Origin of the sequence: Domibacillus indicus (assembly GCF_023715895.1) — a bacterium.
Taxonomy (GTDB): Bacteria; Bacillota; Bacilli; order Bacillales; family Domibacillaceae; genus Domibacillus; species Domibacillus indicus_A.
The window spans coordinates 78581-93477 of the sequence record NZ_JAMBOO010000001.1; the positions used below are offsets into that span (position 1 = coordinate 78581).

The 14897-nt window shown below is 46.2% G+C and carries 22 protein-coding genes and 1 tRNA gene; 2 read left to right on the forward strand and 21 right to left on the reverse strand.

The window, feature by feature from the left end; all coding sequences use genetic code 11:
• Positions 1 to 316 precede the first annotated feature (316 nt).
• From M3221_RS00415 to M3221_RS00435, 5 genes are all read right to left on the reverse strand, one after another.
• Positions 317 to 550 carry a helix-turn-helix domain-containing protein gene (locus tag M3221_RS00415; protein ID WP_251269599.1) on the reverse strand — a complete coding sequence of 78 codons (234 nt, stop codon included), beginning with the start codon at positions 548 to 550 and terminating at the stop codon, positions 317 to 319.
• A gap of 274 nt (positions 551 to 824) precedes the next feature.
• Positions 825 to 1790, reverse strand: coding sequence for a hypothetical protein (locus M3221_RS00420; protein ID WP_251269600.1), 966 nt, complete (start codon positions 1788 to 1790; stop codon positions 825 to 827).
• A 120-nt stretch (positions 1791 to 1910) separates the two neighbouring features.
• The gene (locus tag M3221_RS00425; protein ID WP_251269601.1) at positions 1911 to 2207 is read right to left on the reverse strand and encodes a hypothetical protein; all 297 of its coding nucleotides are present in this window, start codon (positions 2205 to 2207) and stop codon (positions 1911 to 1913) included.
• 56 nt (positions 2208 to 2263) lie between these two features.
• Positions 2264 to 2554, reverse strand: a complete 291-nt coding sequence (locus M3221_RS00430; RefSeq protein ID WP_251269602.1) for a hypothetical protein — start codon at positions 2552 to 2554, stop codon at positions 2264 to 2266.
• A 36-nt stretch (positions 2555 to 2590) separates the two neighbouring features.
• Complete coding sequence (locus tag M3221_RS00435) at positions 2591 to 2896, reverse strand: hypothetical protein (protein ID WP_251269603.1); 306 nt, start codon at positions 2894 to 2896, stop codon at positions 2591 to 2593.
• Positions 2897 to 3062: 166 nt separating this feature from the next.
• Here M3221_RS00435 and M3221_RS00440 point away from each other — a divergent pair, with 166 nt between their 5' ends.
• On the forward strand, positions 3063 to 3323 hold the full coding sequence (locus tag M3221_RS00440; RefSeq protein ID WP_251269604.1) for a helix-turn-helix domain-containing protein: 261 nt from the start codon (positions 3063 to 3065) through the stop codon (positions 3321 to 3323).
• A 20-nt stretch (positions 3324 to 3343) separates the two neighbouring features.
• Here the strand turns inward: M3221_RS00440 and M3221_RS00445 are convergent, their stop codons facing one another.
• The 4 genes from M3221_RS00445 to M3221_RS00460 are packed head-to-tail and all read right to left on the reverse strand — an operon-like array spanning position 3344 to position 5571.
• Entirely contained in the window at positions 3344 to 3610 is a 267-nt protein-coding gene (locus M3221_RS00445; RefSeq protein WP_251269605.1) for a hypothetical protein, read from the reverse strand.
• 2 nt (positions 3611 to 3612) lie between these two features.
• Entirely contained in the window at positions 3613 to 4239 is a 627-nt protein-coding gene (locus tag M3221_RS00450) for a competence protein CoiA family protein (RefSeq protein ID WP_251269606.1), read from the reverse strand.
• Positions 4240 to 4282: 43 nt separating this feature from the next.
• Positions 4283 to 5407, reverse strand: a complete 1125-nt coding sequence (locus tag M3221_RS00455; RefSeq protein WP_251269607.1) for an FtsK/SpoIIIE domain-containing protein — start codon at positions 5405 to 5407, stop codon at positions 4283 to 4285.
• Positions 5404 to 5571, reverse strand: a complete 168-nt coding sequence (locus tag M3221_RS00460; RefSeq protein WP_251269608.1) for a hypothetical protein — start codon at positions 5569 to 5571, stop codon at positions 5404 to 5406. The genes M3221_RS00455 and M3221_RS00460 overlap by 4 nt, the downstream gene beginning before the upstream one ends.
• A gap of 244 nt (positions 5572 to 5815) precedes the next feature.
• Here M3221_RS00460 and M3221_RS00465 point away from each other — a divergent pair, with 244 nt between their 5' ends.
• Positions 5816 to 6043 carry a helix-turn-helix domain-containing protein gene (locus M3221_RS00465; protein WP_251269609.1) on the forward strand — a complete coding sequence of 76 codons (228 nt, stop codon included), beginning with the start codon at positions 5816 to 5818 and terminating at the stop codon, positions 6041 to 6043.
• A 192-nt stretch (positions 6044 to 6235) separates the two neighbouring features.
• Here M3221_RS00465 and M3221_RS00470 read toward each other — a convergent pair whose 3' ends face one another.
• The 12 genes from M3221_RS00470 to M3221_RS00525 all read right to left on the reverse strand — a co-directional run bounded on the left by M3221_RS00470 (position 6236) and on the right by M3221_RS00525 (position 14722).
• Positions 6236 to 6802, reverse strand: a complete 567-nt coding sequence (locus M3221_RS00470; RefSeq protein WP_251269610.1) for a recombinase family protein — start codon at positions 6800 to 6802, stop codon at positions 6236 to 6238.
• A 696-nt stretch (positions 6803 to 7498) separates the two neighbouring features.
• Positions 7499 to 7735: a hypothetical protein gene (locus M3221_RS00475; protein ID WP_251269611.1), complete on the reverse strand. Its 237-nt coding sequence runs from the start codon at positions 7733 to 7735 to the stop codon at positions 7499 to 7501.
• A gap of 145 nt (positions 7736 to 7880) precedes the next feature.
• Positions 7881 to 8672 (reverse strand): helix-turn-helix domain-containing protein, encoded by a 792-nt coding sequence (locus M3221_RS00480; RefSeq protein WP_251269612.1) that lies wholly within the window; start codon positions 8670 to 8672, stop codon positions 7881 to 7883.
• Positions 8673 to 8831: 159 nt separating this feature from the next.
• Positions 8832 to 9812 (reverse strand): tyrosine-type recombinase/integrase, encoded by a 981-nt coding sequence (locus tag M3221_RS00485; protein ID WP_251269613.1) that lies wholly within the window; start codon positions 9810 to 9812, stop codon positions 8832 to 8834.
• A gap of 120 nt (positions 9813 to 9932) precedes the next feature.
• Positions 9933 to 10006: transfer RNA gene (locus M3221_RS00490), tRNA-Arg, on the reverse strand.
• 145 nt (positions 10007 to 10151) lie between these two features.
• Entirely contained in the window at positions 10152 to 10661 is a 510-nt protein-coding gene (locus M3221_RS00495; protein WP_251269614.1) for a metallophosphoesterase, read from the reverse strand.
• Complete coding sequence (locus M3221_RS00500) at positions 10658 to 11266, reverse strand: XTP/dITP diphosphatase (RefSeq protein WP_242233306.1); 609 nt, start codon at positions 11264 to 11266, stop codon at positions 10658 to 10660. Before M3221_RS00500 ends, M3221_RS00495 begins: the two co-directional genes overlap by 4 nt.
• Positions 11259 to 12017 carry a ribonuclease PH gene (gene rph, locus M3221_RS00505; RefSeq protein ID WP_251269615.1) on the reverse strand — a complete coding sequence of 253 codons (759 nt, stop codon included), beginning with the start codon at positions 12015 to 12017 and terminating at the stop codon, positions 11259 to 11261. Before rph ends, M3221_RS00500 begins: the two co-directional genes overlap by 8 nt.
• A gap of 68 nt (positions 12018 to 12085) precedes the next feature.
• Entirely contained in the window at positions 12086 to 13081 is a 996-nt protein-coding gene (locus M3221_RS00510) for a GerMN domain-containing protein (protein ID WP_251269616.1), read from the reverse strand.
• A 64-nt stretch (positions 13082 to 13145) separates the two neighbouring features.
• Positions 13146 to 13940, reverse strand: a complete 795-nt coding sequence (gene racE, locus M3221_RS00515) for a glutamate racemase (RefSeq protein WP_285878401.1) — start codon at positions 13938 to 13940, stop codon at positions 13146 to 13148.
• 10 nt (positions 13941 to 13950) lie between these two features.
• Positions 13951 to 14400 carry a MarR family winged helix-turn-helix transcriptional regulator gene (locus tag M3221_RS00520; RefSeq protein ID WP_242233303.1) on the reverse strand — a complete coding sequence of 150 codons (450 nt, stop codon included), beginning with the start codon at positions 14398 to 14400 and terminating at the stop codon, positions 13951 to 13953.
• A gap of 115 nt (positions 14401 to 14515) precedes the next feature.
• Positions 14516 to 14722 (reverse strand): helix-turn-helix domain-containing protein, encoded by a 207-nt coding sequence (locus M3221_RS00525; RefSeq protein ID WP_094031938.1) that lies wholly within the window; start codon positions 14720 to 14722, stop codon positions 14516 to 14518.
• Positions 14723 to 14897: the final 175 nt, after the last annotated feature.

The following is a 14897-nucleotide window of genomic DNA, read 5'->3' on the forward strand; positions in this document are numbered from 1 at the left end:
CACTGCTTTTCGTTTACATAGCAAAAGTGTCCTAACGCCAATGGTGGCGCGGGTTACAGCCGTTTTTTGCTTTGCTAGCTTATCTTAATCAGTCTTTACGGAATACGTCCGGTACGAGAAATAGCGAAGGTATTTAGCTTCGGGGCAAAGAGCGCCCCTCGCGCATCCATAGGAAAACCGCCTATGAATGCATCACTTTTAACGTTGGTTTTAAAGCATACGCAAAGAGATATACGATAGTAGAGATTGCAGAGCAGGTGCTTTTCCTGCGAATGCCGGGCCGGTCTTGCCCGTTGTTCTTTGCTCTTGTAACATTCTAACCGCCTTGTCGATATTCTCCGATTTTAGCGTATAGCCTGCGTATTTCTTGAAGGCGTTCTATGTCGATATTTAAGGCGGCCATGATCCGCAATGACACGGATTCTGTAACACGGCGCTGGCCGTTTTCTATCATCGTAATGTAGGCGGTAGTATAACCGGTCTTACTGGCGAGTGCTTCTTGAGTGAGCGAGTAGCAGTGGCGAATATTAGCAACGTCAATTGCGGTCATGTCGATTCCTCCTATTAGTTTTGTTATAAAATGCAACAAGTAGCGTAAATAAAAACGGCAGCCGATAATAGCTGCGGAAACTTCTCCACACTTCCTTAGTCCTTAAACAACAATCATTGACGAAACTTTTTAGTCCCCTCATCTTTTAAAGCACAACGTTTTGGCCTTTTTCGCCCCTATAAACGTAAAATGTAATAAAACTGTAATATTCCAGGTTAATTTTATAACTTAAATGTCCTTCCCCTCTATTAAAAATACTTGTATTATGTGACACTTAATTAATTTTTTCTAAAATTCTTTGGAATCTTTTTCTGACTAAACTCTCTTTAATGCCTAGCTTTTCCGCAATATATTTCTTAGAAACCCTTAATTCGCCGTCTATTTCACATTTATAATCGTCCATATTCCCGGCTTTCTTGTCCGCTTCTACTATTTCATATACTTCCTGGATAAATTCTCGCTGAGCATCATTCAAATAGCGTAATGAGTCACTAATATCATCGCCAAATATGACGTGGTAAATATTCTTCGGAAAATATGGCTTCACCAAATAAGACGAGCGCTCTTTGCCGAATGTTTGCCGCTGGATCCGTCTTAAACCATTGCGCTTTGCTTCTGCGTCGGATAGCTTGCTGCTGAACGTCATATTTACGTACTTAACGATTTCCTTTTCGCTTTTGTTGACGTCTACATACTTTAAAGCATACTTGAGCGCTCCAATGGAAATTTCGTGGATTTCCCGCTGTCTTTCCGCTCTTTCTGCACGCATTTGTAATTCGAGCTGCTTATATTTATCGAACATCCAACGGAAATAACGGAACTCATCTACACTAAATCGTTCTTCCAGCTCCGGCATAAGCGGCTCTAATCCCTCAAAAAGCTCGGAATTTAACTTGAAATAGTATAGAAACTCGTCTTTATCGTATATAGTCGCCTTAAACTGAATGCCGAAGTCAATGTAAATGATAGATAGATACCGTTGAAATTCGTTAATGTTATCGGAGAACTCCACCATTACATGCCGCAGCAAAAGCTCTCTCATCGCTCGAATGCGATAGGCGATATATTCGTAATTTTTATTCAAGCTAATACGAACGCCCCCGGAAGCTGTACCGTCTACAATACGTGTTCTCGTAGGATTCCCCATGAAATCCTTTTCTACTGCGGACATAATGTCATCGATAACCGTTTCATCCCCATTTTGCTGATAATTAGCGATTTTCTTCTTAAATTCGGACACTGCGCATCCCTCCTACTAAAATAATAACAAAAAATGCTAACCCGACGCGATACAGGCGCCGGGCTTTTTGCTTTTATACTTATTTAACACCTCATTGCGTCCAAAAGTGGGCTGTTTTTGTTATGCAACGTAAGGTGCTAGTTCGATAACGGACATGCGGGCTAGTTTTTCCGCGCTCATTTGCTTTCCTTCCTCCGATAAATAAATCCATGAGCAGTGAATATCCGTTACGTCTACGCCGTCGGCATCCTGCGGAATCGGTTGTGGCAGCGTGAACAGGTTTAGCTTCTCATCGTCGCGGATTGCGATTGTGCGCTGCCCTACTACCGTCCCCATACGTACGCTCCATTGATCCTCCCAGTTCACCGCAAGATCGTCCTGGCACCATTCGATTACTCTGATATTTCTTGACGTCATTTCGCATTCCTCCGATTTTTGTATTTTGTATTGGATGCGCTGCTCTGGCGCTGTTATCATCGTTCGTACCGTTTAAGATTCGCAAGGCGCTCATTCATTTCGTCGTAGCCTTTGAATAGATCCCGTAGAGGAAGAAGATTCATGGCGATGTTTTTAATACGGGCGCGATCGGCCAGTAGTTGCTGCATTTCATGTGCGGTAATGTCGTCGATGTCGCCACGATTCTTTAATTCGTTGATTCTTTTATCAATGTCTCCCTGGGCGCGGGAGTAGTAGCGCCAGTCCGAGTTTACTTTCTCGCAAATAGTATCAAGCTGCTCAAGATAACGTTCATGTGGTGGTGTCATAATAAAATCCCTCCGATTTTTTTTTATTAAAATGCTTTACGCTAGGTATCGAATTAATTTTGATAGCGGCATCCCTGCCAATTTATCTAACGGTTCATTAAGGCCGTCGGCATTCAGTTCCAGGGAGATCGGCGACAAGTCGGTAATGTCGACTACTTCGTCCAGCCCGACGACTGGCTTCGGTAGTATGTAAGCGTGGATCTCAGGAAAGGTCCGGCTTTCGTCTCGCCATGCGACAATATCACTGTCGAAAATGATTCCGTCGTAATATTCAGTGCTCGCAGGATCGAGTGGCAAGTCGGCTTCGATGTGCTGCACCAGTTTAATCGGGCTGAATTTCATCGCTGTCCCTCCGTTTTATTGTATTTTGTGTTCGACTTCTTGTACTTATAATACGATATGTAAAAACGGACGTCAACTGTTTTCGTAAAAAAAGTTCGATAAGTCGAATATTTTATTTCTATTTACGTAGATGTAGTATAGAATTAACGTATGGGAGGCGTTGAACATGGCAAGAGAAAGAAGAAAAGCCGAAAGCATTGCTCCGTCGTACAAACCGATGGACATTACGCTAATCAAAAGAGATAAAACGCGCACTGATCTGCGGAATGACTTGAAAATATCACCGTCCACACTGGCGAAAATGAGTGCCGGCGAGTATGTGGCGCTTGATGTAATCGCCTTGATTTGCGAGTACCTGGACTGCGATATTCAAGACGTAGTGGAATTTAAGAAGGTCGAACAACAAAAAGACGCCCCTCGCGATTGAGTAGGCGTTTTTTTTCTGCGTTAAAATAAGCTCGACATCATATCAGCCGTCTTTGTAAGCGTCCAGTGCGTCATTTGCCCGAACATGTAAAACGTGGCGATTCCGTGGTCGATTGGCGAGTAATCCTCAAACACCGGCCACACTTGATGCATTTCATGTACGTAGGCATTAACGGTGGACTGATCCACACAGACCTCCGCATTTGCCGTGTTAAACATTTCCTCATAATTGAACGCCTCAGTCGGCTCACACATGCGCAGTTCCTCTCCGTTCACCGTTACTTTCATATTTACACACCTCGATTGTTTTTTATTGTAATCACCGGGGCTTTACGCGGCTTCCCTGTCGCTGTCGGCACTGTTCTGGCGCCCATAATGCGCATAAATTCGTCGATTGACTCGGCTTGAATAACGGCAAACCGGTCGCTTTTAATGGCGTATTTCTTCGTTGTGAGCAGCAAAACAGCCGGGAATACAGGCGACTTTCCTTGCGGCTGCCACGGCTCACTATCGAGCAGGTGCGAATCATACAGCGCCTCATAGCGTGCGATCTTTTCCTTCATTAACTTTTCGGAGTACGTACTCCGCTGAACCTCGATAAATAGAGGCGACTTTTTGAATACGGTGAATATGTCGGGCTGTGCTAAGCCCTTCTGATACTGTATTTCAGTGCGGAAGATGTCCGGCTGTTCATACGCCAGAAGGTCGATATACACTTTTACAAGTTCGAGGTAGTGAGGAATTTTCTGCGAGTTCTTTTTCATGGATGAATTAGCGGGAAAATAGACGAATGGTTGATAGTCGGTCGTTCTTTCGATTAAGTCTTGCCGGTAAAGCCTTAACAGCGTTGCATTTGTGGCCTGTATCGGGTCCTTTACATGCGAGAAGTAAATGGCGGCCACCGAGTCTCGATCCATGCAGGAGAAGCGCTTGAGATCCGCAAGGATAGCACGGTCACGCTTACTTAGTCGCATCGTTCGCACCCCCTAGCAATCCGAAGCTGTACTGCGGTTCTTGCGGCTCAGGTTCAGCGTCAAATACTTCCTTGCGCTTACGGCCCGTCTGTTTCAGCGGATTCAATAGGCGCTTTGCTTCTTCAAACGATAGCCACGGCGTTTGTACGGTAACGGCTTCCTCCGCCATAAGGATCATGCGGCCACGATCGGTTACTTTTATATTTTCCGAGCCAGGAACCCCGGCGACAGTAGCGTTGGTTGTGTTTGATTGCCTTCCGGAGATTCTGACGACAAGATTATTTTTGAGCCTTCCCGACAAAATTCCGGCGTCTGGACGTTGCATAGACAAAAGCAAGATAATACCGAGGGAACGGCCAATTGACGAAATATCCTCAACGATAGCCATTAGCTCTTTTTCTTCTCTTAAAAGCGCGACCTCATCGATGGCAACGATAATGTAATTGAGTTTTTGCGGCAGATCCTTTATATGCGGCATCTCTGCGTCATCTAATAAATCCCCTCTACGATCCATCTCGATTTTCACCTGCATCAACGCTTGCTCAACATCGCTGATTTTTATATGAACGCCTCGCACATGCGGTAAATTTTTAAAAAGCCCGAACTCGCTGCGCTTCAAATCACATAGAACTAGCTCCACCTGGTCCGGCGTGCGTGACAGTATTAAATTCGTGAGGATTGACCGCAGTAATGAAGATTTACCGGAGCCCGTTTCGCCAGCAATGCTCACATGCGGCAGCTCAGCGCAGTCAAAAGCGACCTTCCCGCCTTGTTGATTAACACCAACGATAATAGGCAGCGTCATGCCTTCGGTTGCTTCCGTCCAGTCAGCCGGCCGATACTTTACTTCACGCGGCATCTTTTTACGATAGACGGTAAGAACAAACTTCTTTGCCGTACCTTCTAACGTCATGTTCTCGCCTAACACCTGATGAAAAGCGAATAGTTTATCGTGGAGGAGCTTCGGATTCATTCCGTTTGGAATCGTGAAGACGTACCGTGTAAAGCCTGGCGTCATGGTAACGTCGTGTATAAGCGGTTTATAGTCGCTGAATAAGCTGAACACATTAACGAGCTTCCTGCGGGCTGCCAGGCGTTCAAATACGCTCATAAGATCAACCCCATGACCGCTGTAAAGCCTGCAATAGCTCCGACAGGCAGCAAGACTTTTAAGGCGGCGGCATAGCGTGGCAGACCGTGTTGCTCACAGAACTTCTCTAAGCTGGCTATCGCTATAACTCCGATTAGGCTCGTAATCAACAGTACATCTTCCATCTTCCGTTTCCTCCCTTTATTAAACAAAACTCTGAAACCGTATACCTACGGGCTTTATCGAGGATTAACTGTATTAACGTAAGTGGATTCGCTACTGCAATTTCTGCTGGCGTTTCTGCATCTGCTGTTAATGTATTAACGACTGCTTGTACATGTTGTATAATTTTTTTCATTTTTTTCAAAAGTTGCCGCAGGTATAAAAATGTAAAACGTGGACAATACTGTTTGCCAGGAGGTGACCGACATGTTTAGTTGGTTCGGATTAGGAAAGAGCAGAACGAAGTTTGGACGATTTATTGACGAAAAGGGAATTACACAGTCGGAGCTTACAAGTAAATCGAAGGTAAGTCACGCAACGATCTCACGGATGTGTAACGATGATGACTACATACCGAAGTACGCGACGCTGGTAAAAGTAAAGAAGGCGATCGAGGCGATGGGTTACCGGCTGCCGAAAGATTTCCTCGACTAGCCCCCTGAGTTAAAATTTTTGTAGCGAATTTTTTTTCAGACGCAGCTGCATCGTCAAAAAACAAGGTATGGGGTAAATATGATTGGTAAAAATTGGTCAAAATGTTTTTTTGTTGTGAGCAAATTCCGGACACCAGCTGAGGGGTATTCGGTGGGTACGCTATGGGGGTCAACGCAAAAAAGAGCCGCAGCATCACGCCTGGCTCGATTCCTTACGTTTATTTAATTCTTTATATAACAACGCTTTGCTGATTCCTGTTGCTTCCGTTATCTGAGCAACTGAGTATTGATTGCTGTCGTACATTACAAGCGCCTGCTTTACCTTCTGCGGATTGGCTGCAGGTCTTCCACCTTTACGACCCCGTGCGCGTGCAGCTTCCAGCCCGGCCTGTGTACGTTCCTTAATGATGTCCCGCTCTAGCTCTGCCATAACGCTTATCATACCGAACATGGCGCGCCCCATTGCTGTCGCTGTATCAAGTTTCTCCTGGATGCTTACGAGTTCAATGCCACGCTCCTGCAGGTCATCGGCTATCTCGCGTAATTGCTTAGCGCTACGGCCGAGACGATCGAGTTTATAGACGATTAGTGTATCGCCTTTTCTCAATACGTCCAAGCAACGTTGCAGCTCCTTACGATCCCACTTGCCGCCGCTTTGCTTCTCCGAAAAGATTCGTTCAGCCCCCGCCTTGTTTAATGCGTCCATTTGAAGATCCAGCGACTGATCCGCCGTAGATACGCGAGCATAACCGATTTTCATAATAACCGCCCCTTGTCGTTTGTTTGTACCTTAATAGTACATCAAACGTATGGAGAAGTCAACTATGATTTATGAACGAGTTTATAAACTAAATAACGAGTAAATAGACGTCATTTTGCGGAGTTTTGTCGGAGTTTATAAACCGTTCGTTTTATAGACGATAGCCGAACCCCCTAGTGATCGCTGAAATCGGAAATTTCCGGAAGCAAAATAGACCCCCCGATATTTTCAGAGGCGTCCGTCCCGCGAGCATCCAGCCGATGAAATGCACAATAATGCACAACGGATTTATTACGTAATGTAACCCTATGTAAAGTTGATTTGACGTGTTTCTTCTATATAGTGCGCTAAAACGGAACTACGTTACATCGTCATTGTGACGCAATGTGCCGCCAAAGTGTTTCGGGTACGTGTCCGCCAGAGGCACGCAGCCGGTGTTTTGTGTAATATTGAGTAACGTCATTTCCGATTTCCTTCTATAAGGTATCCCGTAGTTCAGTCATTACACATTCGGAAAGTTTCCGGCGTGTCTCCGTCTGGACCCGCGTGCCCGCAAATAGTAAAGCAGAGTAAAGCGAAATCATAACTTTTCCTAACCCGTTTGAGCGCGTTTCTTCTATATAGTGCGTAGAAATAACGTAGTTAGGGTCGCACTTTAGACTGTAGCGCCCGTCGCAGCCTTTTTTTTTTATGTAATCAGACGTCGATCCCGTAGTCCTCTCGCAACACTCTCCGCAGAGCCACGTTAATAAGCTCCTTCTTAAACCCGCGTGCTGGCGCTGTGGCTTCGAGCTGATCGATAATAGGCAGCAGTTTGTTTTCAACGTGAAAAGTCCGTCTCGTATGCGTTTCTGACAGTTTTGGCCGCGCTGCTTTCTTGGCCATAACGTCGTGAATCGATTTAGGCGCAGCGGCTTTCTTTTTCTTGCTCATGGTGCGTTCTTCCTCTCGCAGTTAATAGACGTATACCGTATCACTACACGGAAGGTCTACGCAAATGGTAAACCGCCTTGAACCCGCGCCAGGGTTGTGTTTCAGACGACCTACGCTATTAATTTCGGTGCCATTTTCGAACGATTTACCACACCGGCAGCGGTGCCGTTAATGGAACGGATTCTTGCTCGATAATATCATCGATATAACTGTCTATCATGCGGCTAATAACGCCGTTAAAAAAGCCCGGCAGGTTACGTATGCGGCGGCTTTTAGTCGCCATTACAGCGGCGTGCAGGGCGCTCATGGCAATGTTTTCGAGGTCTTCCTTGTCATATGCGTCGCTCTTTAATAAGGCTGCCGTTTGCCCTCTGTAAACGCCGTACATGCGGCTTGCAAGCGTCTCGTCTTGGCTATTTACGTTCTTAACGAAGGATTTAAAACGTTGATAAAACGTTAGCGGCTCCGCAGGATACGTATTGGTATTAATATTAGTACTAGTCTTAGAAAAGATATTGTCTTCATGCTCCCCGTTTTCTGCGGGCGCTTGCCCCCGTTTTTCATTTTCCGCAGGCTCAGCGGGCATGATTTGCACCAAATTCACGGTCTGCTGCATCGTCGAGCTGCGTTTAGTCGGCAGTATATTAACGATACCTAAAGACGCCAATTTCTTTAGCCATACGCCAATCGTGTCCGGCTTCTTTACGCCAAAGTCAGCGGCAATCTTGCGCTGGCTACGGAACGATAGGCCGGGATAATTACGGGAAATGTCGCGCAGATAGTCCAGTAAACGGATGAGCTTGCGCTTCCAGGCGGCAGATAGCTCGCTCGCTTCTATCGTGCGAACGTGTTTATTCACTGCGATTCTAAGTCCATCCATATCTTTGAACTTTGCAAAATCTGACTTTTGTATTTTATCGAACACAATATTAATCATTTTAAACGGCTCCTTTAATAGGACACCGCAAGCAAATAAGCACATACGTTCTGTTAAATGAACAGACGGGCAGAATTTGCTTAAAGCCGAAATTTTTGATAAACTAACCTTACGACGGGGGTCATCATCTGTTTCGGCAGGCGGTGGCCTTTTTTTGTTTTATAGAAATCTCCGCAGGCTCTCTGCGACTTCTTCTTTGTCGAGGTGCAAGTATCGACTGGTAACGGCTATATCGCTGTGACCGAGCGCTCTTGAGATCATCGCTACGTTCGCTCCTTTATCGAGCAAATTCTTAGCGAAGCCTCTACGTAATGCGTGCGGATTAATATTTTTTAGTCCGTATTCACGGGCGTATTTAGCCAGCCGTTTCTGTATGTTATTGTGAGACGCTCCAGAGGCCGTAGGACCGCCGTTCTTAGTTATGAATACAAAATCATTACGACAGCGGTTATGGCGCCTTACAACGTCATTCTGACGCATTAAAACGTCTAGCAAGCGTGCTAGGTCATCGCCAATAGGTAAATGTAGTTGTTCGTGGTTCTTAACGATACTTCCGTCAATTTTAAGGAGTTTGGCTTGAATATCGACGTGCTTGTTTTCGAGTTTGGCGATTGTGCCGACGCGTAGCCCCGTCTGATACATCATCAAAATGGCGGCAGCATCACGTAGTTCAACGAATCTCGTTAAATCAAGCAAGTGTAGTAGAATACGAATGTCTTTTTCGGCGGCACCTGTTTTAACGGGGCTATCAACCTTTATATTGATCGCTCGCCAAAAACGTGTCTGAACCCAGCCTAAGTCGAAACAACGGCCTAGAAACGCCTTGAGGCACTTTAGACGCGTTAATTTCGTTTGATTGCTGACGTTCATGCTCGAAAGCCACTCGTAAATGTGGTCGGCTGTCAATTCGTCTAGGAACTGGACGCCGGTTATTTTTGCGAAGTGTGTAACGTGGAGTCTATAATCGCTGATCGTTCTTTCTCGGAAGCCAGTCGCTTCCATGTGGCGGGTAATCGTGAACAGCGCTTTTTCTATCGGCATACCTTCCGCAACAAGACGACGCTGTTGCTTCGGTTGCTGCTCGATAAAAAGATCGGATAAATCTGCGTTTACGGTTAATGACGCATTCTTTTTAGACAACAAAAAAACCTCCTAACGCGTGAATGTCGGTTACGATCGGCTGTTGACCGGATCATTGACCGTTTCATTCGACGCATTAGAAGGCGTTTTGTAAAGCGCCCTACGGCGCTTTTTTTATTACGTCCCAGGAGGGATTCGAACCCCCGACCGACGGCTTAGAAGGCCGTTGCTCTATCCAGCTGAGCTACTGAGACTTCCTCTGAAGACAATATCTATAATATCAATCCATTTATCGCCTGTCAACACTTATTTCATTTTAAAATAAATTATTTGTTATACCGCTCGATTTTTGACTTGAAACAAAAACGCCCTGCGCGAACAGCAGGACGTTCTGTTCGCTCAACGGCTGAATGTGCAGCTCAGTTCTTTTACTTCTTGATGTGTGTCATCATAAAATTGAACAGAAATCGCCGATTTGCTTACATCGACAATAGCGTATGTTTTTTCACGGCGTCCTCTCGGCAGGGAAATGCTTCCCGGGTTCAAATACAAAACACCGTCTTCCATTTCAGCACCCGGGGTATGAGAATGACCGAAAAAAACAAAATCGGCTCCGGTTTCTTTTGCCTTCATAGCTAAGTTCGTTAACGTCATCTTGATATTGTAGCGATGGCCATGTGTCACAAATACACGGCAGTCTTCTACACTTTCTAAGATGTCGTTTGGGAACTTGTCCTCATCATCGCAATTTCCGCGGACAATCGTATAGCCGACGACTTCCGGGTCTGTTGCCCTCATTTCGGAATCTCCGCAATGAATCATCACCGAAACTTTACCTGCATAGTGCTGCTTTAAATCCGACAAAATGCTGTTCCATCCATGGTTATCACTTACGACAAGCATCTTCATTCCGGTTCACCTGCCAATTCCGGCAGCTGTGCCCGTAATGACTGAAGGGCATTTGCACGGTGGCTGATTCGGTTTTTTTCTTCCGGATCAAGCTGTGCCATTGTCACATTGTACCCTTCCGGAATAAACAATGGATCATACCCGAATCCATGCTGGCCCGCTTCTTCAAAACCAATGATTCCTTCACAGCGCCCTTCTGCATAAATCGGGTCACGCCCATCCGGAAACGCTACAGCGAGCACACACATAAAACGGCCGGTCCGGTCTTCTCTCGGTACGTCTTTCATTTCGGCCAGTACTTTGTCATTGTTCGCCTGATCGTTTTTTTCTTCTCCGGCATACCGTGCTGAATACACGCCCGGACGTCCATCAAGCGCATCAATGATCAAGCCTGAATCGTCAGCAATCGCCGGCCGGCCTGTTGACCGGGCGGCAAAATCAGCTTTTAAAAAGGCATTTTCCGCAAAGGTTTTGCCTGTTTCCTCTACATCCGGAAGATCGGGGTAATCAAGCAGTGTTTTCACTGTGATGCCGACAGGCTCAAACATGCGAATAAATTCCTTTGCTTTACCAGCATTACGTGTAGCCACGATGACTTCATTCATTGACTGACTTCCTTTCGTAGATCAACTCTGCTGCAACGCCAAGCGCCTCTGCTTGAATATCAAATAACGTTTCCAGGCCGCTTTGTGCTGCTTGAAGCATTTCTTGAAGCTCGTTCATAGAGAAAGTGGCTTCCTCTCCTGTTCCCTGTACTTCAACAAATTGTCCGGTCCCTGTCATGACGACATTCATATCTACTTCTGCAGTGCTGTCTTCTTCATAATTTAAATCTACAACAACTCCCTGCTCCTTGACAATGCCAACACTTGTGGCCGCAAGAAAATCCGTAATCGGATAAACGGAAAACTCCTTTTCGATCGCCAAATCATGCAGAGCCAGGGTCATGGCTACGAACGCGCCTGTAATGGCTGCAGTCCGAGTTCCGCCGTCTGCCTGAATCACATCGCAGTCGATCCAGACAGTGCGCTCTCCAATGACATCAAGGTCTACGACTGCGCGCAGCGCCCGGCCGATCAGCCTCTGAATCTCCATCGTCCGTCCGGTTACTTTTCCTTTTGTTGATTCCCTCATGTTGCGCTGGCCGGTCGCTCGCGGAATCATCGCGTATTCTGCTGTAACCCAGCCTTTTCCGCTCCCTCTCATAAAAGGCGGAACCCGGTCTTCAATCGTCGCGGTGCAAATTACTTTTGTATTTCCAACCGAAATCAGCACGGACCCTTCCGGATGTGTTAAAAAGCTGGTTTGAATGTCAACCGGCCGAAGTTCTTTTTCTGTCCGTCCATCTGTGCGCATATACATTCCTCCGTTTTTTCCTGCTTCCGCTGTCCATTTTCCAAAAATTATACGCGTCTGTCAAATATTCATTCGGCAGATGGAAGACTTTCTTCGTTTACAAATAAAGGAGTCGTCAAGGAAGCCGGCAGAGGGGCCCCTGTTTCCATTTTCACTTCTGGGTGGCCTTCCACTTCAACCCCTATACTTTCAATTTGGGCAGTAGCAGCCAGCGTCAGTGATAACGGCTTTAACAGACTGCTTGAAACAAGAGCTTCCCCGTTGTTTTCCAAAACGGCCTCGTTAAACTGAAGAACAGCCCGTCCATCTTCTACTTCTGGTTCTTTTGTCAGCTTTGCATCAGCCGGCCAGCTTGTCATAAGCCCGCTGCCTGCTGCAGGTCCTTTCGCAAGCTCTTTTACAGAAGCAGCAATAAGGTCTGTTTCATCCTCTGAAATGCGGCGGGTAACCGGCACTAAATAAGGTCCCTGTTCATTTTGTCCGGTAAAATACACAGTAATCGGTTTTGTTGCTCCAGGATCGGTATAGCCCGCTTTTAAGTTGATGCCATCTTCCCGCTTCATGCCTCCGGCTGCAATCGGCAGTCCTACTTTCGGCATGGACTCCAGTGTTTCGCCGTTAAATTTAATTTGAACGCGATCCGCCTGGCCCATTCCGGTAACCGTCCACGTAATGGCTGATGCGACAAGTTCCTCTTCCTCTGCCGGATAATTGGCAAAAGCGCCCCCCACACTTACGATGGCTGTTTTCCCATCGAGCTCGACATCTTGAATAACGGTTCCTTCAGGCAATGGAGAACGGAAGCCGGCTGGAATGTTCCCTTCCGCCAGCGCGATAAGCGCAGCTTGCTCTTCCTGCCCGTTCCCTTCGACTGCCGCTATTTGAGGAACAAGAAGTCCATTTTCGTTCACCACATACAATTCTGCCATCACTTTTTCTTCTGCCGCGACCGGCTTGTCTCCCTCTTCTTCGGTATACACCACTTTCACCGGCAGTCCTTCCTCTGGTTCCGCTGAACAGCCTGACAGTATAAGCAGCAACAGCAAGCCACATTTTTTCTGCACTTAAACCGCCCCTTTCATTTGCATTCATACAAATATATGCAGACAAATGAAAAAAAGCCGGCATTTATGCCAGCTGAATTTTTTTCGTATTTAATGGAACATCCCCAAGCCAGTCTGCTGCAATCGCGTTAAAAGCCCGGACACTTCCGGTTGTAAAAAAACGGTGATCCGCCTGTTCGCTATCTGAAAGCATCTCATTAAACTCTAAAATCGCACTGACTTCACGGGCGGTTTCATCACCAGAACTAATGACTGACACCTCTTCCCCCATAAAATCCGCAATAATCGGTTCCAAGAGAGGATAGTGTGTGCAGCCAAGTATAACCGTATCAGACGGCGTTTCTTTTAGCGGTTCAAGTGTATGGGCCACCACCTGCTTGGCTCGCTCACTGCGATATTTTCCACTTTCAACAAGCGGGACAAATCCCGGGCAGGCAAGAGCATACACTTCTGCTCCCGGATCAATGGCAGCAATAGCTTTTTCATAAGCTTTGCTTTTCACCGTGCCGGCGGTTCCAAGCACAGCAATACGACGGTTCTTGGTTTGTTTAATAGCCGCGCGGGAGCCTGGCTGAATAACACCGACAACCGGAATAGGAAGCTGGCGTTTAATTTCATCTAACACAACGGCCGTAGCCGTGTTGCAGGCAATCACCAGCATTTTCATATCATACCGCTCTAAAAAACGGGTCATTTCCCAAGTAAACTGCCGTACCTCTCCGGGCAGCCGCGGGCCGTACGGACAGCGCGCTGTATCCCCTATATAATAAATGGTTTCTTTAGGCAGCTGGCGCATCATTTCTTTTGCAACCGTCAGCCCGCCGACACCTGAATCAATTACTCCAATTGGTCTGTTCAACACCGACGCCTCATTCCACTTTCATTTCAATGTGCATTTTACTTAAAAGGGCATTTAATTGCGCTGTTTCTTCCTCCGAAAAGTTATCCAGCACATCCTCCACATATTGGCGGCGCCTTTTAATAACTTCTTTAATAATTTTTTCGCCTTCTTCTAGAAGATGAATCCGGACAATGCGCCGGTCTTTTGTGTCCCGGACGCGCGCAACAAGGGATGCTTTTTCCATTCGGTTAATTAAATCCGTTGTCGTGCTGCATGCCAAAAACATTCTTGAAGAAAGATCGCCAATAGTTGTATCCCCTTTTTCATATAATGAATGCAGGGCAATAAATTGTGGCGGCGTAATCATGTAATCATTTAAAATTTCACGGCCTTTTTGCTTGATAATGCTGTCAATATGACGCAGGTTCCGTTCAATATCGGCGACCGCTTCTCCCGAACTGCTTCGTGTGAGAGACATGTTTTTGCACCCTTTCATATGTAAAACAATATGCCATTCTTCTTTTATTTTCGCTTTTTTTCAAACAAAATGCAAGCAAGGGAAAAGCCGCGCCCTTCTCGGCACGGCTTTAGCTTTATAACGTAAGCTCCCCGATCCGAAGCAATTCTACAATGGCTTGTGCCCGTCCTTTGACGCCCAGCTTTTGAATGCCATTTGAAATATGGTTCCGGACCGTTTTTTCACTGATTCCCAATTCTTCTGCAATGTCGTGTGTAGATTTTCCGTCAACCAGTCTCTTGAATACGTCTTTTTCGCGCTTCGTCAAAATCAGAGCTGCCACAAACAACGTCACCCTTTCAAAGAGCAGCCTGTGTCGGTTAGCCGCCACTACCCTTATCATATGCGCGCTATACGTAATTGGTTTTACATAAGAAGCTCTTTTGTATTAACAGTAAAAGAAACGGGCCGGCCATAGGTTTTATCAAGGGCATCATCACGTTACTTTTTCGCCATAA